The 19888-nt window shown below is 69.8% G+C and carries 18 protein-coding genes and 4 pseudogenes; 12 read left to right on the top strand and 10 right to left on the bottom strand.

The features are described 5' to 3' along the window. Positions 1–31 precede the first annotated feature (31 nt). The 9 genes and pseudogenes from ssuE to QFZ58_RS00235 all read left to right on the top strand — a co-directional run bounded on the left by ssuE (position 32) and on the right by QFZ58_RS00235 (position 9085). Positions 32–598, top strand: coding sequence for an NADPH-dependent FMN reductase (gene ssuE / locus QFZ58_RS00270; protein ID WP_307122834.1), 567 nt, complete (start codon positions 32–34; stop codon positions 596–598). Positions 599–626: 28 nt separating this feature from the next. Continuing rightward, positions 627–1065 (top strand): annotated as a pseudogene (locus QFZ58_RS00265) (LLM class flavin-dependent oxidoreductase); the annotation flags it as partial. A 779-nt stretch (positions 1066–1844) separates the two neighbouring features. Next, positions 1845–2804 (top strand): glutathione S-transferase C-terminal domain-containing protein, encoded by a 960-nt coding sequence (locus QFZ58_RS00260; RefSeq protein ID WP_307122833.1) that lies wholly within the window; start codon positions 1845–1847, stop codon positions 2802–2804. 79 nt (positions 2805–2883) lie between these two features. After that, positions 2884–3018, top strand: a complete 135-nt coding sequence (locus tag QFZ58_RS34330; protein ID WP_373428500.1) for a putative leader peptide — start codon at positions 2884–2886, stop codon at positions 3016–3018. A 70-nt stretch (positions 3019–3088) separates the two neighbouring features. Continuing rightward, entirely contained in the window at positions 3089–4291 is a 1203-nt protein-coding gene (locus tag QFZ58_RS00255) for an LLM class flavin-dependent oxidoreductase (RefSeq protein WP_307122832.1), read from the top strand. A gap of 21 nt (positions 4292–4312) precedes the next feature. Further along, on the top strand, positions 4313–5725 hold the full coding sequence (locus tag QFZ58_RS00250) for an NtaA/DmoA family FMN-dependent monooxygenase (protein ID WP_307122831.1): 1413 nt from the start codon (positions 4313–4315) through the stop codon (positions 5723–5725). After that, positions 5722–6873, top strand: coding sequence for an LLM class flavin-dependent oxidoreductase (locus QFZ58_RS00245; RefSeq protein WP_307122830.1), 1152 nt, complete (start codon positions 5722–5724; stop codon positions 6871–6873). Before QFZ58_RS00250 ends, QFZ58_RS00245 begins: the two co-directional genes overlap by 4 nt. Positions 6874–6889: 16 nt before the next feature. Next, the gene (locus QFZ58_RS00240; RefSeq protein ID WP_307122829.1) at positions 6890–8017 is read left to right on the top strand and encodes an LLM class flavin-dependent oxidoreductase; all 1128 of its coding nucleotides are present in this window, start codon (positions 6890–6892) and stop codon (positions 8015–8017) included. 285 nt (positions 8018–8302) lie between these two features. After that, the gene (locus QFZ58_RS00235) at positions 8303–9085 is read left to right on the top strand and encodes a sulfite exporter TauE/SafE family protein (protein WP_307122828.1); all 783 of its coding nucleotides are present in this window, start codon (positions 8303–8305) and stop codon (positions 9083–9085) included. Positions 9086–9482: 397 nt separating this feature from the next. On the opposite strand, the gene QFZ58_RS00230 is transcribed toward QFZ58_RS00235, so the two are convergent. The 3 genes from QFZ58_RS00230 to QFZ58_RS00220 all read right to left on the bottom strand — a co-directional run bounded on the left by QFZ58_RS00230 (position 9483) and on the right by QFZ58_RS00220 (position 10897). Continuing rightward, the gene (locus QFZ58_RS00230) at positions 9483–9674 is read right to left on the bottom strand and encodes a hypothetical protein (RefSeq protein ID WP_307122827.1); all 192 of its coding nucleotides are present in this window, start codon (positions 9672–9674) and stop codon (positions 9483–9485) included. 147 nt (positions 9675–9821) lie between these two features. After that, complete coding sequence (locus QFZ58_RS00225) at positions 9822–10679, bottom strand: oxidoreductase (protein ID WP_307122826.1); 858 nt, start codon at positions 10677–10679, stop codon at positions 9822–9824. Beyond that, positions 10676–10897, bottom strand: coding sequence for an Atu4866 domain-containing protein (locus QFZ58_RS00220; protein ID WP_307128729.1), 222 nt, complete (start codon positions 10895–10897; stop codon positions 10676–10678). The genes QFZ58_RS00225 and QFZ58_RS00220 overlap by 4 nt, the downstream gene beginning before the upstream one ends. A 204-nt stretch (positions 10898–11101) precedes the next feature. Here QFZ58_RS00220 and QFZ58_RS00215 point away from each other — a divergent pair, with 204 nt between their 5' ends. Beyond that, on the top strand, positions 11102–11944 hold the full coding sequence (locus tag QFZ58_RS00215) for a helix-turn-helix transcriptional regulator (protein ID WP_307122825.1): 843 nt from the start codon (positions 11102–11104) through the stop codon (positions 11942–11944). Between the two features lie 76 nt (positions 11945–12020). Here QFZ58_RS00215 and QFZ58_RS00210 read toward each other — a convergent pair whose 3' ends face one another. The 6 genes and pseudogenes from QFZ58_RS00210 to QFZ58_RS00185 form a co-directional block, all read right to left on the bottom strand. After that, complete coding sequence (locus tag QFZ58_RS00210; RefSeq protein ID WP_307122824.1) at positions 12021–12410, bottom strand: hypothetical protein; 390 nt, start codon at positions 12408–12410, stop codon at positions 12021–12023. A 256-nt stretch (positions 12411–12666) separates the two neighbouring features. Then, positions 12667–13089, bottom strand: a complete 423-nt coding sequence (locus tag QFZ58_RS00205; protein WP_307122823.1) for an MFS transporter — start codon at positions 13087–13089, stop codon at positions 12667–12669. Positions 13090–13225: 136 nt separating this feature from the next. Continuing rightward, positions 13226–14040 (bottom strand): annotated as a pseudogene (locus QFZ58_RS00200) (IS5 family transposase). A 37-nt stretch (positions 14041–14077) separates the two neighbouring features. Beyond that, complete coding sequence (locus tag QFZ58_RS00195) at positions 14078–14662, bottom strand: DinB family protein (RefSeq protein ID WP_307122822.1); 585 nt, start codon at positions 14660–14662, stop codon at positions 14078–14080. Positions 14663–14902: 240 nt separating this feature from the next. Continuing rightward, positions 14903–15979, bottom strand: a complete 1077-nt coding sequence (locus QFZ58_RS00190; RefSeq protein WP_307122821.1) for a serine hydrolase — start codon at positions 15977–15979, stop codon at positions 14903–14905. Positions 15980–16291: 312 nt separating this feature from the next. Continuing rightward, on the bottom strand, positions 16292–16492 hold the full coding sequence (locus QFZ58_RS00185; protein WP_307122820.1) for a nuclear transport factor 2 family protein: 201 nt from the start codon (positions 16490–16492) through the stop codon (positions 16292–16294). A gap of 265 nt (positions 16493–16757) precedes the next feature. Here QFZ58_RS00185 and QFZ58_RS00180 point away from each other — a divergent pair. Next, positions 16758–17673 (top strand): annotated as a pseudogene (locus QFZ58_RS00180) (IS481 family transposase); the annotation flags it as partial. On the opposite strand, the pseudogene QFZ58_RS00175 reads toward QFZ58_RS00180, so the two are convergent. Beyond that, positions 17668–17850, bottom strand: a pseudogene (locus tag QFZ58_RS00175) (IS5/IS1182 family transposase); the annotation flags it as partial. The pseudogenes QFZ58_RS00180 and QFZ58_RS00175 sit on opposite strands and share 6 nt — an antisense overlap. Before the next feature lie 45 nt (positions 17851–17895). Here QFZ58_RS00175 and QFZ58_RS00170 point away from each other — a divergent pair. Further along, entirely contained in the window at positions 17896–19161 is a 1266-nt protein-coding gene (locus QFZ58_RS00170; RefSeq protein WP_307122819.1) for an MFS transporter, read from the top strand. The last annotated feature ends 727 nt before the right edge of the window (positions 19162–19888 follow it).

Here is a 19888-nt window from a genome sequence, read left to right as displayed (position 1 = left end):
ACGCATACCTCTCGCTCCCGAAGGGTCCGCAATGGCCACCGTCCTGTCCGTCTCCGGAAGCCCCTCCGCCACCTCCCGTACCGCCCGCCTGCTGCGCCACCTGGATGCGCGGCTCACGGCACAGGGACACGAGGTGATCCCCCTGGACGTCCGCACCATCCCCGCCGAGGCCCTGCTCGGCGCCGACTTCCGGCACCCGGCGATCGTCGAGGCGACCGAACTGTTCGCCCGCGCCGACGGGGTCGTGATCGGCACGCCCGTCTACAAGGCCGCCTATTCCGGGCTGCTGAAGTCCCTGCTGGACCTGCTGCCGCAGTACGGCCTGGTCGGCAAGACGGTCCTCCCGCTGGCGACCGGCGGGAGTACGGCGCATGTCCTGGCGATCGACTACGCGCTGCGCCCGGTGCTCAGTTCAATGGGCGCCGCGCACATCGTCCAGGGCTGGTTCACGCTCGACAAGGACCTCGCGGTGGGCGTCGACGGCACCCTGACCGTCGCGCCGGGCCCCGCCGAGGCCCTCGCACAGGTCGTCGACCAGTTCTCCGGAGCCCTCGGCAGCCGTACGGCCCTGCAGGCGGCCGCCGGACGAGCCGCTTGACCGTGACCGCCGACGACAAGGGAAAGGCGTGAGCCTCACCTTCCACTGGTTCCTGCCCACCAACGGCGAGGCGACAGCCGTCATGTCGTCGTCGGCGGCCACGGCAACCGGTCACCGCAGCCGGCGGTGACCGGCCGCCGAGCATCGGCTACCTCACCCAGATCGCCCGCGCCGCCGAGCATCTGGGCTTCACAGGCGTGCTGACCCCCACCGGAGCCTGGTGCGAGCACGCCTGGCTGACCACCGCCATGGTCAGCCGGCACACCGAGCGGCTGAAGTTCCTGGTCGCCTTCAGGCCCGGCTTCGTCTCTCCCACGCTCGCCGCGCAGATGGCGTCCACCTTCCAGCGGCAGACCGGCGGCCGGCTGCTGCTCAACGTGGTCACGGGCGGGGAGAGCCGTGAGCAGCGCGCCTACGGCGACTTCCTCGACAAGGACGCCCGCTACGCCCGCACGGACGAGTTCCTCGAGCGCGACGGCCGCAAGACCCGGTTCACCGCCCACGGCGCCCCCTGCTGGAAGCCGCCCGCCGCCGGCCCGCTGCCGCTGGTCGCCGTCAACGCGCCGTGCGTCATCCGCCGTCGCGCTCTCACCGAACTGGCCGTCCGTGGCACTCCGGCCACCGTGGTCGCCGAGGCCGCATACCTCGCCGGCCTCCTGGACGCGGCCCGATCCGGGCTCGGTGCCGCGCTCCTCGCAGTCCCCGGCGGGCAGTACCCCGACGGGCTCACCCCACGCCGGGACCTCCCCGCGGTTTCGCCCGTCCGGCTCGGTGCCCTCGCGCGACGGGCTCCGCTCCCTCCCTGACCGGTGCCGCCGCCGAGGCCGTGCGCGCCCTGCTCGCCTCCTGCGAGACAGACCGCGCGGCGTAGCGCTCTCCTCCCATCATGTGAGACGCCGGGCGATACACGGTGAGGCCCTCTTGACGTGACACGAAGACCGCCTGACACTCCGAAGGAGAGATTCCTAGTGAACTGGTAGGAAATGATGGAGCGTCTGGAGCCGCCCGCCGACCGCGCCGTGCGCGCGGGACGGTCGCCTCTCCTGCTGACCTCCCGCCGTCACATCGATCTCCTGCGTGTCTGCAGCGCGGCGAACCCTCTGCGCTGACACCGGCGGTGCCCGTCGGCACCGCATCCCCGCCGGGTACGGGTACGCGCCGACGCCGCTGCGCGCCCATCACCCCACGTGCGCCGCCCACCGCACCTGAAGAGAACCAGAAGCCGAACCCGGACCCTGGGAGACATATGCCCGCCGCACCCCTGCCCACCGTGCCCTCCCTCCCCTCTTCGCCGTCGTTCCGGGGAAGGATCGGCTGTGACGCGAGCAGTGGCTACTACGCCGCGTCGCGCCGTTACCGCCTCCACCTCTCGCTGTCCTGCCCCCACTGTCTGCGGATCGCCATCACCCACAGCCTGCTCGGCCTGGGAGAGACCCTCCCGGTGGCACTGTTGCCGGCAGTGCCCGACAGCCCCGACGGCGGTCACTGCGCTCTGCGCCCGTTGTACGAGGCCAGTTCACACCGGCATCCCGGACCGGCCGCCGCACCGGTGCTGAGCGACGACTGGACGGGGCGGATCGTCAGCACGGACACGCCGGGCATCCTCCGGGACCTGGCCCGGCACTTCGGTGGTGACGGCTCCGGCCGGCCCGCCCTCTACCCACACGGCGCGGAGGAGGAGATCGAGGCCGTCGGACGCCTTTGCGAGTACCGCGTCAATGAAGCCGCACAGCATGCCGGGCAGGCCGGCGCCGACGCCGCGACGCGGCAGACTCACCTCAGTTCCCTGCTCCGCGCTCTGAGCTCACTGGAGTGGCGGCTCGCCCACCAGGACTTCATCCTGGGCGACGAAATGACCGCCGCCGACGTGCAGTTGTGGGTAACCCTGGTGCAACTCGACACCGTGCACCGTCTGCACCTGGACGCCGCCGCGGTCCACCACATCGCCGACCATCCGCACCTGTGGGCCTACGCACAGCGGCTGGCCGCCCACCCCGCCTTCGGCACCCACCTCGACCTGGACGGCATCGCCCGCCGACACCATGCCCCCTGCCAAGGGCTGGAGGCCGCAGGGGCGGCCGTGCAGATCCTGGACTGGCCCGTACACATCGTGGACGGGGCCGCCGCCCAGCCCGCCCAGCACTGTCCGGGCGGCTTCATGGAACCGCAACACGCCCTCCACCTTCGTCCGTCCGGATCCGTCTAGCCTGCGACGACAGGGGCCCTGCCGTGCCGCAGCACGGCAGGGCCCGTTCGGAGCAGGACAAGCGGCCGGAAGAGCGGAGGTGACGGTGTTGCCCCCCGTTTCCCGCGTGCTCGTCCTCGCTGTCGGGCTTCGCGCCGAGCATGGCTGCGTCCGCCTGTACTCCCGGCCCCACATCGACCTGCAACGGGTGGCCGGCGCCCTCTGTTGTTCCTGACCTGTTCCTCGCCGCTGGGCCGCATCAGGGCCGGTGATCACATACGGTCGACCAGGAAGGCACCCTCCTCATGTCCGCACATCCCCCTCTCCACCTTGCCGTGGCGCTGGACGGCACCGGCTGGCACCCAGCTGCATGGCGCGAGCCGGACGCCCGGCCCCACGACCTGTTCACCGCCGGCTACTGGGCCGACCTCGTGACCGAGGCCGAACACGGCCTGCTCGACTTCGTTACGTTCGAGGACTCGCTCGGGCTGCAGTCCTCGCACCTCACGGAGCCGGACGGACGCACCGACCAGGTGCGGGGCCGACTGGACGCGGTGCTCGTCGCCGCCCGGGTCGCACCGCTGACGCGGCACATCGGGCTCGTGCCGACCGTGGTCGCCACCCACACCGAGCCGTTCCACATATCCAAGGCGATCGCCACCCTGGACTACGTCAGCGCCGGTCGCGCGGGCCTGCGCGTCCAGGTGTCGGCACGGCAGAACGAGGCCGCGCACTTTGGCCGCCGTGCCCTCCCACGTCTCCGCTTCGACGACCGGGACACCCCGGACGGCCGCGAACTGATCGATGAGCTCTTCGAGGAGGCCGCCGACCACATCGAGGTGGTGCGCCGCCTGTGGGACAGCTGGGAGGACGACGCGGAGATCCGCGATGTCGCCACCGGGCGGTTCATCGACCGCGACAAGCTGCACTACATCGACTTCGAGGGCAGGCACTTCAGCGTCAAGGGCCCCTCGATCACCCCTCGGCCGCCGCAGGGACAGCCCATCGTCAGCGCGCTCGCGCACCAGAGCGTGCCGTATCAACTGGTGGGCCGTTCGGCCGACATCGGTTACGTCACCCCGCACGACACCGACCAGACTCGCGCCGTCATCGCCGAAATCCGTGCCGCCCAGGCTGAGGCAGGGCGGGCGGAGGAGCCACTGCACATCTTCGGTGACCTGGCCGTGTTCCTGGACGACGATCCCGCCGCGGCCGAGGACCGCAAGGCCCACCTGGACGGCCTGGCCGGCCACACGTACACGAGCGACGCTGAGGTGTTCACGGGTACACCCGGGCAACTGGCGGACCTCCTGCTGGAGTGGCGCCGGGCCGGCCTGAACGGCTTCCGGCTGCGTCCCGGAGCGATCGGTCACGACCTGGAGCAGGTCACACGGGGCCTGGTGCCCGAACTCCAGCGCCGAGGCGCCTTCCGGAACGCCTACGAGGCGGACACCCTGCGCGGGCTGCTCGGACTCGCCCACCCCACAAACCGCTACGCCGCTGCCTGAGGCCGGAGGAGCCGTACGACCATGAGCAAGCCGATCACGAGCAAGGCGACCACGGGCAAACCCCTGAAGCAGATCCATCTCGCGGCCCATTTCCCCGGCGTCAACAACACCACCGTGTGGAGTGACCCGCAGGCGGGCAGCCACATCGAGTTCAGCTCGTTCGCGCACTTCGCACGGACCGCCGAACGAGCCAAGTTCGACTTCCTGTTCCTCGCCGAAGGGCTGAGGCTGCGCGAACAGAGCGGCCAGATCTATGACTTGGACGTCGTCGGCCGCCCCGACACCTTCACCGTCCTCGCCGCGCTCGCCGCCGTCACCGAACACCTCGGCCTGACCGGCACCATCAACTCCACCTTCAACGAGCCCTACGAGGTGGCCCGCCAGTTCGCCAGCCTGGACCACCTCTCCGGCGGACGCGCCGCCTGGAACGTCGTCACCTCCTGGGACGCCTTCACCGGCGAGAACTTCCGACGCGGCGGCTTCCTCCCGCAGGACCAGCGCTACTCCAGGGCTAAGGAGTTCCTGTCCACCGCCACCGAGCTGTTCGACTCCTGGCACGGCGACGAAATCGTCACCGACCAAGAGTCCGGCATCTTCCTGAAGGACGCGCAGGCCGGAGCCTTCGTCCACCAAGGACAGCACTTCGACATCGCCGGCCAGTTCGACGTCCCGCGCAGCCCGCAGGGCCGCCCTGTGATCTTCCAGGCCGGTGACTCCGACGAGGGCCGCGAATTCGCCGCCTCCAGCGCCGACGCCATCTTCAGCCGGCACAGCACCCCAAAGGCCGGCCGGGACTTCTACGCCGACGTCAAGGGACGCCTGACCCGCCACGGCCGAACCCACGACCAGCTGCTGATCCTCCCCGCGGCGACCTTCGTACTCGGCCACACCGACGCCGAGGCGCAGGAGCTGGCGCATGAGATACGACGTCAACAGGTCAGCGGCCAGACCGCGATCAAGTACCTCGAACACGTCTGGAACCGAGACCTCTCCGCCTACGACCCGGACGGCCCGCTCCCCGACATCGACCCGGACCCCGGTGAGAACACCATCGCCCGCGGCCGGGCCAGCGTCCGGATGTTCCGCGACCCGCTCGCCGTCGCCAGGCAATGGCGCGAGCGCGCCGCAGCGGAGAACCTGTCGATCCGCGAACTGGTCATCGAGACCACCGGCCGGCAGTCGTTCATCGGCTCCCCGGCCACCGTGGCGGAGACCATCAACGCCTTCGTCCAGGCGGACGCAGCAGACGGCTTCATCCTGGCCCCGCACATCACCCCCGGCGGCCTGGACGAGTTCGCCGACACCGTCGTCCCGCTGCTCCAGGAACGCGGTGTGTTCCGGCACGACTACACAGGCACCACGCTCCGCGACCACCTCGGCCTGGCACACCCCGACACGCGCGCGGAGCCGGAGACCCGGCGGGCGGCGTCGTGAAGTTCCTGGCCATCACCCTCATCGTGCACGCCCCGGATCCGGTGACCGGCGTCCAGAAGTCCACCAACGAACGCTTCCGCGAGGTGATCGACAACGCGCTGCTGGCCGAGGAACTCGGATTCGACGGCTTCGGTGTCGGCGAACGCCACGAGCGGCCGTTCATCTCCTCCTCACCACCGGTCGTCCTCAGCCACATCGCCGCGCTCACCTCCCGGATCCGGCTGTTCACCTCCGTCACCACCCTCAGCCTGCTCGACCCGGTACGCGCGTACGAGGACTACGCGACCCTGGATCACCTGTCCGCAGGCCGTCTCGACCTGATCATCGGCAAGGGCAACGGCACCGCCCAGCGAGAGCTGTTCCACGTCACTCCCGAGGACCAGTGGGACCGCAACGCCGAGAGCTACGAGCTGTTCCGCCGGATCTGGCGGCAGGACAAGGTGAGCGCCTCCCCGCGCTTCCGCCCCGAGCTGGCAGACGCCGAGGTGTGGCCGAGACCGCTCCAGCAACCCATCCGGGTCTGGCACGGCAGCGCGACCAGCCGGGAGTCGGTCGAACTCGCCGCCCGCTACGGAGATCCGCTCTTCTCGGCCAACGTCACCCACCCGATCGAGCCGTACGCCGAACTCATCCGCTACTACCGGGAGCGATGGGAGCACTACGGCCACGACCCGGGTCAGGCCGTCGTCGGCGCGGGGACGGCCGGCTACCACGCGGCCCGCACCTCACAGCAAGCGATCGCCGCATACCGGCCGGTGTTCGAGGGCTATCTCGCCTTCCAGAAACGCCTGGGCGTCGAGCCGGTGTTCGCCACCCTGGAGGACTTCGTCGAACGTAGCTCGGCGCTGATCGGCAGCCCTCAACAGGTGATCGACAAAGTGCACCGCTACCACGAGCAGTTCGGGCACAGCGTGCTCCACCTGCACGCCGACGCAGGCGGTCTCACCCACGCCCAGCACCGTGCCTCGCTCGAACTCTTCCAGTCCGACATCGCCCCCGTTCTGCGGCGCGACATCCCTGATCCGCCGTTCCCCTGGGCTCCGGTCATCGCCGAGCCCGAGCCCGAGCCCGTGTCCGAGCCCGAGCCCGTGTCCGCATCCACATCCGCATCAGGGTCCGCATCGGCACCCGCGCCCACCGACCGCTGAGGAGCAACACCCGACCATGTCCGGCATCCCTCTCGGAGTCCTCGACCTCGTCCCGGTCCCGTCCGGCTCCACCGCCGCAGAGGCGCTGCGCAACACCATCGACCTCGCCCAGCAGACCGAGCGTCTCGGCTACACGCGCTACTGGTTCGCCGAGCACCACCTCAACCCGGGCGTGGCCGGGACCTCTCCCGCCGTCGTGCTGGCCCTGACCGCCTCCGCGACCTCCACGATCAGGATCGGATCCGGGGCCGTACAGCTCGGTCACCGCACGGCCCTGTCCACCGTCGAGGAGTTCGGGCTGATCGACGCCCTGCACCCCGGGCGACTCGACCTGGGCCTCGGCCGCTCGGGCGGACGTCCCCCCGGACAGACGGCAGGACCCCGGCCGACCACGACCCCGGTCGTCGACGGGCGCGCCCCCAACGGTCTGAAGATCCCGCCACGGTTCTCCCCAGAGCACCTGATCGGCTCGCCCCGTTTCCAGCTCCAGCAGCAGCTCCTGCACCAGCCCGGCGCCGACCCCCAGGACTACGGCGATCAGGTCGACGACATCCTCGCGCTCCTGCGCGGCGACTACCGCTCGGCGGACGGGATCGAAGCGCACGCCGTCCCCGGCGAGGGCGCCGAGGTGCAGGTATGGATCCTCGGCAGCAGCGGCGGACTGAGTGCCGACGTCGCGGGTCGCAACGGCCTGCGCTTCGCGGCCAATTACCACGTCAGCCCGGCCACCGTACTGGAGGCGGCCGAGGGCTACCGCGCCGCGTTCCAGCCGTCCGACCACCTCGACAAGCCCTACGTCAGCGTCTCCGCCGACGTCGTCGTCGCCGAGGACGACGAAACCGCCCGGGAACTGGCCACCGGCTACGGCCCGTGGGTCCGCAGCATCCGCACCGCCGAGGGCGCCATCCCCTTCCCGACCCCGGAGCAGGCCCGCGCCCACGCCTGGACCGAAGCGGACCAGGCCCTGGTCGCCGACCGCGTCGACACCCAGTTCGTCGGCTCCCCGTGGCGCGTCGCCGACCAGCTCGAACAACTGCAGGAAGCCACCGGCGCCGACGAGCTGATCATCACCACCATCACCCACGACCACGCCGACCGGGTGCGCTCCTACCAACTCCTCGCAGAGGAGTGGCACCGCCGATGAGCCGGTCGAGGCCCGGCTCCTGAGATCGTGCGGCAGCCATGTCCGCGTGCCTGCCCGACCGTCCCGGCGGGCAGGCCTGGTATCGCCAGCCCCGGTCTACGGCACCTTTCCGCGCAGCCGTCGACACCGTCGAGGGGGGATGACGCACAGGAAGCAGGTCGACTGCGCCTCCCCATCCATCACCACCGTGGCACCCTGCTCCCGCTCGGTGGCAGGAGACCCTTCGACGAGGCGCCAGTGCGAGGTGACAATACTGGGCGGACGTTCGAATGACCGAGAGCGGAAGTGGCAGGGTCGGTGGAACTGTACGGGCTGGCCGTCGGCCTGATGATCGCCGTGGTGACCGCGCCCGTGGGGGTGTCGGGTGCAGTGTTCCTGCTGCCCGTGCAGCTGAGCGTGTTCGGCGTACCCAGTCCGGCAGTCACCCCCACCAACCTGTTGTACAACGTGGTGGCCGGGCCTGGCGCCCTGCTGCGCTACCGCCGAGCGGGCCTGCTGAACAGCCCGCTGACCTGCCGCTTGGTGATCGGCACCCTGCCCGGAGTGGTCATCGGAACCGTGGTCCGGGTCTTCGCCGTCCCCGGCCCCACTGCCTTCCGCCTACTCGTCGCCGGACTGCTGATGCCACTCGGCCTATGGCTGATCGCCCGCACCCTCCGGCCCGCCCTGCCCGCCCCGGCGGCGGAGCCCTCCCCCCGCACCCTCACCGGCCTGGCCCTGGCCGTCGGCATCGTCGGCGCGATCTACGGAATCGGCGGCGGCTCCGTCCTCGGCCCCCTCCTGGTCGGCAGGGGCATGCCCGTGAGACAGGTCGCCCCGGCAGCCCTCGCCTCCACCTTCGCCACGTCCGTGGTCGGCGCCGCGACCTTCGCACTGCTGTCCCTGACCGGCTCCGGGGACGCCGCCCCCGACTGGTACCTCGGGCTGGCCTGCGGCCTGGGCGGGCTGATCGGCGGATACCTTGGGGCGCACCTGCAGCCCCGTCTGCCCGAGACCGCCCTGCGCCTGCTCCTCGGCACCCTCGCCGCAGCCTTCGGGGCCCTCTACGCCGTTCAGTCACTGCGATGACCAACGAGTCCCGGCTTCGAGTTCCGCGGAAGGGGGCGGGTGTGTCAGTTTTAGACGCTCCTGACCTGGCCCGACTGGCCAGTCCAGTCGGTGCTGGTCGGCGCCCGGCTGGCGGGCGCCGCGAAGATCAGGCCGGCACGGCCGTCCTCGTCGCCGTGCCGCAGATGAACGCCCGCTCGCTGCGCGACACGGAGATGGAGGAATCGCGCGAGCGACGAGACGCAGCACTCGCAGCTGGCCGCCAGGCAGAGACCGCCATGCCGCCATGCAGGCACTCCGCAACGCCAACCAGCGGCTGATGGTCGGGAACAGCCGGCTGATCGCCGCAGATGCCCCGGAACCAACCCGGAAAGCCGCAGCCGCCCGTAAGCCGCCCGGCCCTTGAGAGGCCTGCCGGTCAGCCGAACGCCGAAAAGGCGCGTTCCTCCCTCTCCTTGTGGGAACGCCGCACTGAGCTCCAGTCCAGCGCTTGCCGTGCTTGGGCCTGGGTCTGCTCGGCCACCTTCCGGGTCTCGGCCAGGACGTCGCCGCGCTCCTTGACCAGGCGGTCGTAGATGGGCGGGTGATCGGATATCTCTGCGGTACTCATGACACCCGATCCTCCCCGCTCCCCGGTGATCTGTCAGGCCCGAAAGTGCACCCGGCGGCGGATCCGTCGGAAACAACCGCTGCGATGCGCGCCGGCACTTACCCGTCCCCGTCCAACTTCTCCGGTGCCGGTTGCCCAACGGGCGGCCTACGGCGTGTCGTCGGCGGGGGTGTAGTCGGTGGACAGGGTGAGGTTCTCCCAGGTGTCGAGGTCCCGGCCGACCGCTTCGCGTCCGGCCCGTACCAGGCGCAGGGCGTCGGAGCCGAGGACGAGGTGGGCCGGGGGGTTGGGTTCGTCGAGGATGCGCAGGAGGGCGGCGGCGGCTTTGGCGGGGTTGCCGAGCTGCTTTCCGCTTGCGGTCTGGCGGGCGGCGCGGATGGGTTCGAACAGCTCGTCGTAGTCGGGGATCGATCGTGGCGTACGGATCATGGAGCGGCCGGCCCAGTCGGTGCGGAAGGAGCCCGGTTCGATGGCGGTGACGTGGATGTCGAAGGCGGAGATTTCCTTGCCGACGGCTTCGAGGATGCCTTCGAGGGCGTACTTGCTGCCGCAGTAGGCGGAGACGCCGGGGAAGGAGGCCAGTCCGCCCATGGAGGTGACGGCCAGGACGTGCCCGCGCCGGCGCTCGCGCATGAACGGCAGGACGGCTTGGACGGTGGCGGCGGCGCCGAAGACGTTGACGTCGAACTGGGCGCGCAGGTCGGCCAGGGGCGTCTCTTCGAAGGTGCCCTCCAGGCCGTATCCGGCGTTCGCGATCAGTACGTCGATCGGTCCCACGGACTGCTCCACCTCGCCGACCACGGCGAGGACCGCCGCGTCGTCGGTGACGTCCAGGAGGCGGGCATGAGCGCGCTCGGGGTGCAGGGCGGTGAAGGTCTCCGCGTCGGCGTCCTGGCGGACGGTGCCGACGACGGTGTGCCCGGCTTCCAGGGCGGCGGTGGCGAAGGCGCGACCCAGACCGCTGCTGACGCCGGTGATCAGGAAGATCTTGGTGGTGGGTGTCATGCCTGGTGCTCCTTGTAGAGGACGAGGTGTTCGTGGAAGAGGACGCCGTCGCGGATGTCGCCGGTGGCGGTGAAGCCCGTGTCGTCGACGTAGTCGAGGTGGTTTCCGGTCACGGTGTAGCGGCCGGTGTAGGCGCTGGACCGGGTGCCGCGGGCTTCGTCGTAGCGGCCGTCGGGCAGCAGTTGCTGGCGGATGTGTCCATCCGCGGTCACCCACATCCCGACCACGTCCCCATTCACGTCACTGGTCCTTCGCCCGGCGGCTTCCTGCGCCGGGCTCGACTGGTTCCTCGCCATGCGCTCCTCCTCGTCTCGCGGTAGTGACCACCAGAGTGGACGGCTTGGGGGAAGGCAGCCAGGACGAGTCGTGCCTGGGTACAGCACACCCAGGCACGCGAGTGGAGCGCCGCTTAGCCTGGAGGGGTGACCAGCAACGACCTCGGAGATTTCCTGCGCGCCCACCGCGCCCGCCTGCGCCCCGACGATGTCGGGCTCGCCTCCTACGGCGCGCGCCGGGTGGCGGGGCTGCGGCGGGAGGAGGTCGCCGTCCTGGCCGGCATGAACAGCGACTACTACGCCCGCCTCGAACAGGGCCGCGAGCGCAGGCCCTCCTCACAGATCATCGAGTCCATCAGCAGCGCCCTGCGCATGGACGACGAAGCACGCGAGCACCTGTTCCGGCTGGCCGGCACCGCGCCGGACGGCGAGCGGCCGCAGCCAAGAGAAGTGGTCAGTCCTGCACTGCGCCAGCTGCTGGACGGATACCCGACCGCCGCGGCGTTCGTCCTGAACCCGGCCAACGACTTCCTGGCGTCGAACGCGCTGGCTGACGCACTGTTCTCACCGTTCGAGGACATGGACAACATGGCTCGCATGACGTTCCTCGACCCAGCCGCCCGCAGCTTCTTCACCCAGTGGGGGCGGGCCGCCGAGGCGGTCGTCGCCGGACTGCGCCACGCCACGGGGCTCGACCCGCACTACCGGCGCCTGCACGGCCTTGTCGACTCCCTGACCGAGCAGAGCGAGGAGTTCGCCGCCCTGTGGTCCTCGCACACCGTGCACGGTAAGTCCCATGCCGGCAAGGAGCTCCTGCACCCCGACGTCGGACCGCTAGACCTTACGTACCAGACCTTCGACGTCCGCGGCGCGCCCGGCCAGCAGCTGGTGATCTACCACGCTGAACCCGGCAGCCACGGTGCCCAGGCGCTCGCCCTGCTCGGCAGTCTCCACGCCACACGCCACCAGGAATCCGCCACAGAGCAGTGACACCCCGGCACGGCCTTGTGCCGGTGAGCCCCTCGCACCACGGTGCGAGGGGCTCACCGGCACAAGGCGGGTGTGGCTACTCGGGGTGCTGGTGGCGCAGGGCCGGCAGTGTCGGGAGGGCGCCCAGGGGGACTCCGGTGGTGGCGACGCGCAGGATGACGCCGAAGCCCTGGCTGGTGAGGGCGTCGGCCAGTTGCGGGCCCAGGCTCGCGCCGATGAACATGCTGCATGCATAGAGGGCGACGGCAGCGCCGCGGGCGTGCGGGGCGGTGGCGTTGACGGTCGCGACCACAGCGGGTGCTCCGGTCGCGACGGCGGCCATGAACAGCAGCAGCGCCACGGCCAGCAGGATCGTGCGGCCGCCGAGCAGGGAAGCGGCGGTAACGCTGACGGCGGCGGCGCCCAGGGCGAGTACCAGCCGCCGCGGTGCGGCCAGCCGCGACAGGACGGGCGCGAACAGCGGCACGGCCACCAGTGCGGGCAGGGCGCCGGCCCGCAGGATGAGGATCGCGGTGGGATGCCCGCGATGCCGGGGGGTCCGGCAACGGCCACCGCCGTGTACACAGCGACGAATGCGCCCATCAAGGTCGCGGTGGCCACGTACAGGGCGACCAGTCGGCCCCGGCGCAGCAGCCGCGGCATCATGGTGAAAGCCCGGAGCAGGCCCTCGCCGGTGTCCTGGCGCGGGGTGGGGCGCAGGGTGCGGCGGACGGGCAGCAGGCTCAGGCCAAGAGGGCGGCGCTGATGAGGAACACTGCGTGCCATCCGGGCCCGGCCGCGACGGCTTGGGCTGCGATCTGCATGAGGACGGCGGCGCCGAGCATGCCGCTGGTGACACAGGTCAGAGCGATCGCGCGCCGCTGTGGTGCGAGGTGGTGGGCGATGGAGGAGAACGCGGCGGGCGCGAACGCCGCAGCTGTCAGTCCCTGGACGACGCGCAGCGCAATGGCCCAGGTCAGATTAGGGGCCATGCTGACCGCAGCGGTTGCAGCCGTTGCTGCGACCAATCCGGTGGTCATTACCGCACGCGCTCCGTACCGGTCCGTCAGCGGGCCGGCGACGAGAAAGCCGGCGGCGTAGGCGAACCCGAATGACGTCGCGGTCCAGGTGACCTGTCCGGTCGTGGCACCCAACGAGGTGGCCATGGGGTGAAGCAGGGCGCCATGGGGTGCCCAGAACTGCCGATTCCGCACCCCGTCCAAGCCATCTTCGAGCCGAGTCGACGAAGGGAGAAGTGCTGCGGCCTGACGGTCTCTCCCAGGTGCCGCTTAAGAGGATGTCTCACGTGGTGAGTTCGGCGAGTCTTTTGTAGCAGGTGAGGGCTGCGGCGAGGCCGAGGAAGGCGAGGAAGTGACTGCCTTTTCGCTCGTACCGGACAGTGAGGCGGCGGTAGCCAAAGAGCCAGGCGATCGACCGCTCGATCTTCCAGCGGTGCCGGCCAAGGCGCTCACCGGACTCGATGCCGGGTCGGGCGATCCGAGGAACGAGGCGGCGATCGCGGAGCCAGCGCAGGTGTTCCGCGGAGTAGTACGCCTTATCCGCGCGGACCTTCACCGGTCGGCTGCGGCTGGGTCCGCGCCGCGAGCGGCCGGCCGGTATCCCCAGGATGAGCGGGCTGAACGCCTGGCTGTCGTGCAGGTTCGCACCTGACACCGCCACGACCAGCGGCAGGCCTGCCCCTCGAACAGCACGTGTGCTTTGCCGCCCTTCTTACCGCGATCGACCGGATTCGGCCCGGTCAGCGAGCCCCCCTTTTTTGCGCGCACCGACGATCACGGACGACCAGTCCAACTAACCCCTGGCGCCGAGTTCGTCCAGCACCGCCCGGTGCAGTCTGCGCCACAACCCGGCCTCGGTCCACACGCTGAACCGACGGTGCGCGGTGGCCGCGATACACCGAACGATTCCGGCAGATACCGCCACGCACACCCACTCGTCAGTATGTACGCCACAGCCGTGAACACCGCCCGCTCGTCGCGCGGAGCGGTCCCGCCACCGTGCGGTCGAGCCGCGAACGACGGCAGTAGCGGGGCGACCAGTTCCCAGAGCTCATCAGGAACCAGACGCTTCGACAGATCAGCCCTCGCGGCCGCCATCATGCCGCTCGAACCTCAAGTCACGTCGCACAGACCTCTATGCCTTGGCCGAGGCGGCCGATCTGGCGGCCTGCTTGATCTTCGCGTAGTAGGCGGCGCGGGCTTCCTCATCGATCTGCATCTCATGTTCGGGGCGCATCCCGGTTCGGCCGTCCACGCCTTCGCGCAGGATGTCGGCGTGCCCGGCATGCCGGTTGGTCTCGCCGAGGACGTGGACCATGACGGCGAACAGGTTCGTGTTGGAATGGGGATCCGGCCACCAGGGCACGTGGCCGGGGGCATCGAGGAAAAGCTCGTTGATCGTCGCGTCCGAGTGTTCCCACGTGCGCCGGTAGAACTCGATGATCTGATCGCGGGTCTCGCCCTCAGTCGCCCACAGATCGCTGCCGTCGTGGTCCTGCCACCGGGACAGCGGTTCCGGGAAAGGGCGGTCGAAGACCTCGCCAAAGTACCTGGCCTCGACGCTGGCCACGTGTTTGACCAGGCCGAGGAGGTTGCTCCCGGTCACTGTCAACGGTCGGCGGGCGTCGTATTCGGACAAGCCGTCGAGCTTCCAGAGCAGCGCCTCGCGGTCCCGCCGCAGTCTGCCGTGCAGGTTGTCCTTCGCGAATTCATCGATCATGCGGCATGAGCCTGCCATGGGCTACTCGCGGCCTCAAGATCACGTGCGTGGACTGCAACGACCGGAAGAGCCGAAGTCCGGCCATGGCCAGCGCCCTGAGCTGCCACAAGAAGCCGAGGAACTTGCCACGTGACACAACGTCCGGTTCTACCGGGCCCTGTTCTCCGGCCGGCTCCTGAAGGCGCCTCAGCTGAAGGAGATGATGTCGACCGTCTCGCCCAAGAACCTGCCGAGCTTCTCCTACGGCCTGGGTCTGATGAAGATGACGCTGTCGTGCGGCACCGAGATATGGGGGCACAACGGCGGTATCCAGGGCTCCATTTCGCAGTCCATGGCCACGGCCGACGGTGAGCACGTGTTGAGGTCGTGGTTGTTGGAGATCATCTCTCCGGCGGCGCCCGCGAAGGAGGGGTTGAGTTCGGTGACGTCGTAGGTCGCGCTGTTCGGCTCTCCCGGTCCGGCCAGTTCCCCGGTCAGCTTGGAGTAGGCGCGTCCGCTGGGTCCTGCGACGCGGGCGCGGGTGCCCGGCACCGTGGTGGAGTCCAGGTGCAGGGGGCGCAGGATCCGCTGCTCGATCTCATGGGCGTACGAGTGTCCGGTGGCCTTCTGGATCACCATGGAGGCGATGACGTAATTGGTGTCGCTGTAGCTCCACTTGTCGCCGTCGCCGGTGGGGACGAAGACGGGCTCGTGCTTCATGGCCAGTTGGACGATCTGGCGGGGCGTCCAGGTGTCGTACCGGTGCTTGAGGAAGTCGGTGCCGAACTCCTTGCGCTTGAAGTCCTCGTCGCCGGTGTAGCTGTAGATCCCGCTGGTGTGATTGAGGAGCTGCCGTATCTTGATCTTGCTGCCGTCGTGCCCGTTGCCCCGCACCAGGCCCGGCAGCCAGTGGTCCACCGTGTCGTCCAGGCTCAGCCTCCCCTCCTCCTCCAGCTGGAGCATCACCGTCGCCACGAACGTCTTGGTGATCGAGCCGATCCGGAAGCGGTCGTCGGCCCGCGGCTTGCGGCGGGTCGTCAGATCCGCGGTTCCCGCACGTCCCGCCCAGGTGTCGTTCCCCAGCTCGGCGAGCGCGATCCCCCCGGGCACCCCGTCCTGAACCACCGACTCCAGGGCCGCCCGGGTGGCCGCGTGCCCGTCCCGCGCCGCCGAGGCGTCCGCGGTACCGGCAGCCGAGGCCGGCAGGGCGAGACCGGCGCTCATCACGACCGTGGCGACCATCCCGACGGCAGCGGCCCGCAGCCTGCGCTCCCCTCGCGGGCGGCCACTCTCCGTGGACGTACGTGAACCGTTGGCAGCGTGCGGGAACTCGTACACGAAAGACTCCTGTCTCTGGTTGGTGACGACCTGATGTCAGCCCAGTATTTTCGATCAAGGTCCGGGCCCGGGATACCGCTGACCACCCGCTTGAAGGTGGGGCTACCCCCCCGGCCGCCGGTCGGCGTGGCGGCTCGTATCGCCCGTTGCCGGGGCGCACCAAGATCCAGCTCGGCCGCAGTGCGCCATGCGCGCACTGCTCAGCCGAGGAAGTCGACGCGGTCGAAGAGGCCGTCGCGCACCCGGTAGGCCACCAGGACGCGGACCGGTTCGCCCCAGGCCGTGGGCGACTTCGTGGTCGCCCACGACGAGTCACCCCAGGATCGCGGCCCTGCACCGCCCCTTGGCGAACAGCGCCGCGTACGCCTCGCGCAGGGACTCGCGCCCTTCCAGCCGGCTGCCGTCGCGTCGGTGTACGACGACGTCCTCGACGTAGGTGGCGGCGAAGGCGTCGATGTCGTGCTGGTTGTAGGCGGTGAGCTGCCGCTCGTCCACCTCTCGAGGATCGGTCATGTTCATCGTCCTTTCGTCGACAGAGCGTCTCTTCGACATGCGACGGCGTCGTGCAGACGGGTTTCGGGCCGCCGGGCGGCGGGCGCGGTGCGTCCGGCGTACGGCGCGTGGCCGTCGGTAGCGGCACGGGACAAGCTTTTCGTCGTCCGTCTCGGCTCCTAGGTGTATTGATCACGAGCGTTGTAGACACCTGGGGGGTCTTGAACATGACGAAGACCTCCGGTGTGGTGGGAGCTGTCTAGGAACTCACCGCACGGAGGTCTTCGTGTCCCACCGTAACGCCGGGCTGACCGTCTTCGGGAGGCTTCTGCTGGTCGAACGTGTCCTGTCCGGCCGTCCGGTGGCTCACGTCGCCGCCGAGATGGGCATCTCACAGGCCACCGCTCACAAGTGGATGCGCCGGTGGCGAGCCGAGGGCCAGGACGGTCTGCACGACCGCTTCAGCCGCCCACACACGACGCCGCACCGAACCGCAGACGTGATCGAGGCGCGAGTGTGCGAACTGCGCCGGACCCGCAAGCTGGGGCCCCGCGCGGCTCGGCCCGATACTGGGCCTTCCCTCCTCGACCGTGCACCGGATCCTGACCCGCCACGGCCTGCACCGCCTCGCCTGGATCGACCGGCCCACCGGTGCCGTAATCCGCCGCTACGAACGCGAGCGGCCCGGCGAACTGATCCACGTCGACGTGAAAAAGCTCGGCCGGACGGCGGCCACAGAATCCTGGGCCGCGAAGCCGGCCGTCCCCACACGTGGGGTGAGATACGACTACATCCACTCCGCGGTCGACGACCACTCACGCCTTGCCTACAGCGAGATCCACCCGGACGAGAGAGTCGCGACATGCGCGGGCTTCCTTACCCGGGCAGCCGCGTTCTTCCACAGCCACGGCATCCCACGCGTCGAGCGGGTGCTGACCGACAACGCGCAGAGCGCTCTCGCCCAACTGGGCGGCGACGGGAAAACTCACCCGCGCCTACCGCCCGCAGACCAACGGCAAAGTCGAACGCTTCCAACCGCACGATGCTCGACGAATGGGCCTACCTGCTGCCCTACACCTCAAACGGACGAGCGGACCGCAGCACTGGCAGACTTCCTCCCCACCTACAACCACCACCGCTGCCACACCGCACTCGGCGGACACCCGCCCATCAGTCGTGTGAACAACCCTGCGGGTCGATACACCCAGGGCCTCATCGGATCTGTGACGCGCTGGTTGGCCTCGCTGGCCCGGAACCCTCGGGGCACGAGTTGCAGCTCCGGCTGCGTGCTGATGAGCGCGGCAGGTCGTGGAGTCGACGCTGACCATGCTCCAGTCGATCCGGCCTTCGGCATCAGCGTCGGTCTGGACGGCCCGCAGTTGGGCGTGACATCTGACGATAGAGCCTAGAGAAACGATGGTGGCATGACCACACACGTCGACACCAAACCGACCTACCTCGCGGTGCTGGCCGTGCGCGAGGCCCGCATGCCTCTTCTCGGTAGCTGCCTGGCTCGCATGTCCTTCGCCGTGCTGCCGCTGTCGCTGCTGCTGTCGGTCCGCAACGCGACGGGATCGTTCGCCGTAGCCGGACTCGCATCCGGTGCACTGTCGGCCACGCTCACCCTGTTCGCGCCCGCCCGCGCCCGGCTGATCGACCGCAAGGGCTCACGCACCGGACTGATCCGGCTTACCGTCCCGTACCTATTAGGGCTCGCCGCGCTGATCACGCTGGCCGAGACGGGGGCGCCCACCGCAGCGCTGCTCGGCGCTGCGGCGGTCGCGGGAATGTTCGCACCGCCACTCGGACCAACGATGCGTGTCTTGTGGGCGAAGATCCTGCACGGCCGCCAGCCCCTCCTGCCCACCGCCTACGCCCTCGACTCGGTCACCGAAGAAGTGGTGTTCACCATGGGGCCCCTGCTCGCGGGCGGCCTGATCGCGGTCGCCGCACCACTCGCGTCGATGATCACGGTCATGGCGCTGATCACATCCGGTACCGCCTGCTTCGTACTATCCGCAGCGACCGCCGCTGCCCCCGCCTCAGACGCACCCGACGCGGGCCGGCCGCACGGTCGGCCCATGGCCCTGCCCGGCATGCGCACGATCGTGCTGTCCTTCGGCGGGGTCGGACTAGTCATCGGAGTGCTCCAGGTCGCGCTCCCGTTCATCGCCACCCACGCGGGCTCGCCCAGTGCCGGCGGCGTCCTGCTGGCACTGCTGTCGGTGGGCAGCGCAGTCGGCGGCCTCACCTACGGGCGGATCAGCTGGCGCGCAACACCGGTGCAGCGGTTCGCGGTACTCGTCACAGGGTTCACGCTGACGGTGCTGCCGCTGTGCCTGACCGAAAGTCCCGTATTGGTCGGGGCATTCGCCTTCCTCGTGGGGCTCTGTCTCGCCCCGCTGTTCATCACCGCCTACCTGTTGGTCAACGACCTGGTGACAGCGTCGAGGACCGCGCCGACCGAGGCCAACACCTGGGTGTCCACAGCCAACAACGGAGGGTTCGCCGCAGGCAGCGCCGCCGCCGGAGTGCTGCTCGAATTCCAGGGGCCCACCCTCACCGTCACCGCCGCGTTCGCCGTCGCAGCCGCGATCGCCGTCACGACCATCCTGCGCCGCCGGACCCTGGTCCCCGACGCCGCGAACGTTGAACCGTCCGCAGCCAAAACCATCGAGGCCGAGAGGTAGGGGGTCTGGCACACGGCCCGGCCTATCCCGAGGGCGACTGGTCCCGTCGCCGCCGCCACCGCCACCGGCCATCTGTGCCGCTGGACCGACGGACTCGACTCAGTATTCGCGGACGTCCGGTGTGGGCCCTCGTCGGCTACTGTGCCGGCAACGTCTTCGCCCTCGCCGATTCCCTCACCACAAGGGAGGCCGCCAAGGGCCACCGGCCACAGGTCGTGCTGTTCACCCCGGACGCTCACCCGCAATTCCGCAGCCGGATCGACGACAGGGAGTCCTCGCGAACGAGGAACGCGCCGGTCTACTGGCCGAAATGACTGCGATCCACAAGGTTACGCCTTCAACGCGCTGATCCCGGTGACCGGGCAGTACGCAGACGGCAACCGCTACCGCTTCGACGACGTCCGTCTCTCCGGCCGAGCCACAGTCCGCATGCACACCGGTGTTGGCCGCGACAGCCGCACCGACCTGTACCAGGACCGCCACCACTGCATGTGGGACTACTCCGACACCGCGACCCTCCGTGACAACCGCGACCGCACCGTCGACTCCGGGTCCTGGGGCCGGGGGCACCACCGCCGCTGCCCCCCCGAACTGCAGAACCGGAGAGGTGACTACTGCCGTGCCATTACAGCAGTCACCTCTCCACCCAGCCTGCGGTGTGCAGCACCGCCATGGCATTACCCGCACGCCGCAGGCATCCATGCCGCCAGCGGTCGGTTCATTTCAC

The sequence above is a fragment of the Streptomyces sp. B1I3 genome, assembly GCF_030816615.1.
Lineage (GTDB): Bacteria > Actinomycetota > Actinomycetes > Streptomycetales > Streptomycetaceae > Streptomyces.
The sequence above is the reverse complement of the archived record's forward strand: the minus strand, read 5'-3'. Positions and strand labels throughout refer to the sequence as shown.

Coding starts and splice junctions, on each gene's coding strand:
- QFZ58_RS00225 (WP_307122826.1), bottom strand. CDS start 10,679: ATGACACCCACCACCAAGATCTTCCTGATCACCGGCGTCAGCAGCGGT.
- QFZ58_RS00205 (WP_307122823.1), bottom strand. CDS start 13,089: ATGGCCACCTCGTTGGGTGCCACGACCGGACAGGTCACCTGGACCGCG.
- QFZ58_RS00260 (WP_307122833.1), top strand. CDS start 1,845: ATGCCCGCCGCACCCCTGCCCACCGTGCCCTCCCTCCCCTCTTCGCCG.
- QFZ58_RS00185 (WP_307122820.1), bottom strand. CDS start 16,492: ATGACCGATCCTCGAGAGGTGGACGAGCGGCAGCTCACCGCCTACAAC.
- QFZ58_RS00250 (WP_307122831.1), top strand. CDS start 4,313: ATGAGCAAGCCGATCACGAGCAAGGCGACCACGGGCAAACCCCTGAAG.
- QFZ58_RS00220 (WP_307128729.1), bottom strand. CDS start 10,897: ATGTGGGTGACCGCGGATGGACACATCCGCCAGCAACTGCTGCCCGAC.
- QFZ58_RS00255 (WP_307122832.1), top strand. CDS start 3,089: ATGTCCGCACATCCCCCTCTCCACCTTGCCGTGGCGCTGGACGGCACC.
- QFZ58_RS00230 (WP_307122827.1), bottom strand. CDS start 9,674: ATGAGTACCGCAGAGATATCCGATCACCCGCCCATCTACGACCGCCTG.
- QFZ58_RS00195 (WP_307122822.1), bottom strand. CDS start 14,662: ATGATCGATGAATTCGCGAAGGACAACCTGCACGGCAGACTGCGGCGG.
- QFZ58_RS00240 (WP_307122829.1), top strand. CDS start 6,890: ATGTCCGGCATCCCTCTCGGAGTCCTCGACCTCGTCCCGGTCCCGTCC.
- ssuE (WP_307122834.1), top strand. CDS start 32: ATGGCCACCGTCCTGTCCGTCTCCGGAAGCCCCTCCGCCACCTCCCGT.
- QFZ58_RS00170 (WP_307122819.1), top strand. CDS start 17,896: ATGACCACACACGTCGACACCAAACCGACCTACCTCGCGGTGCTGGCC.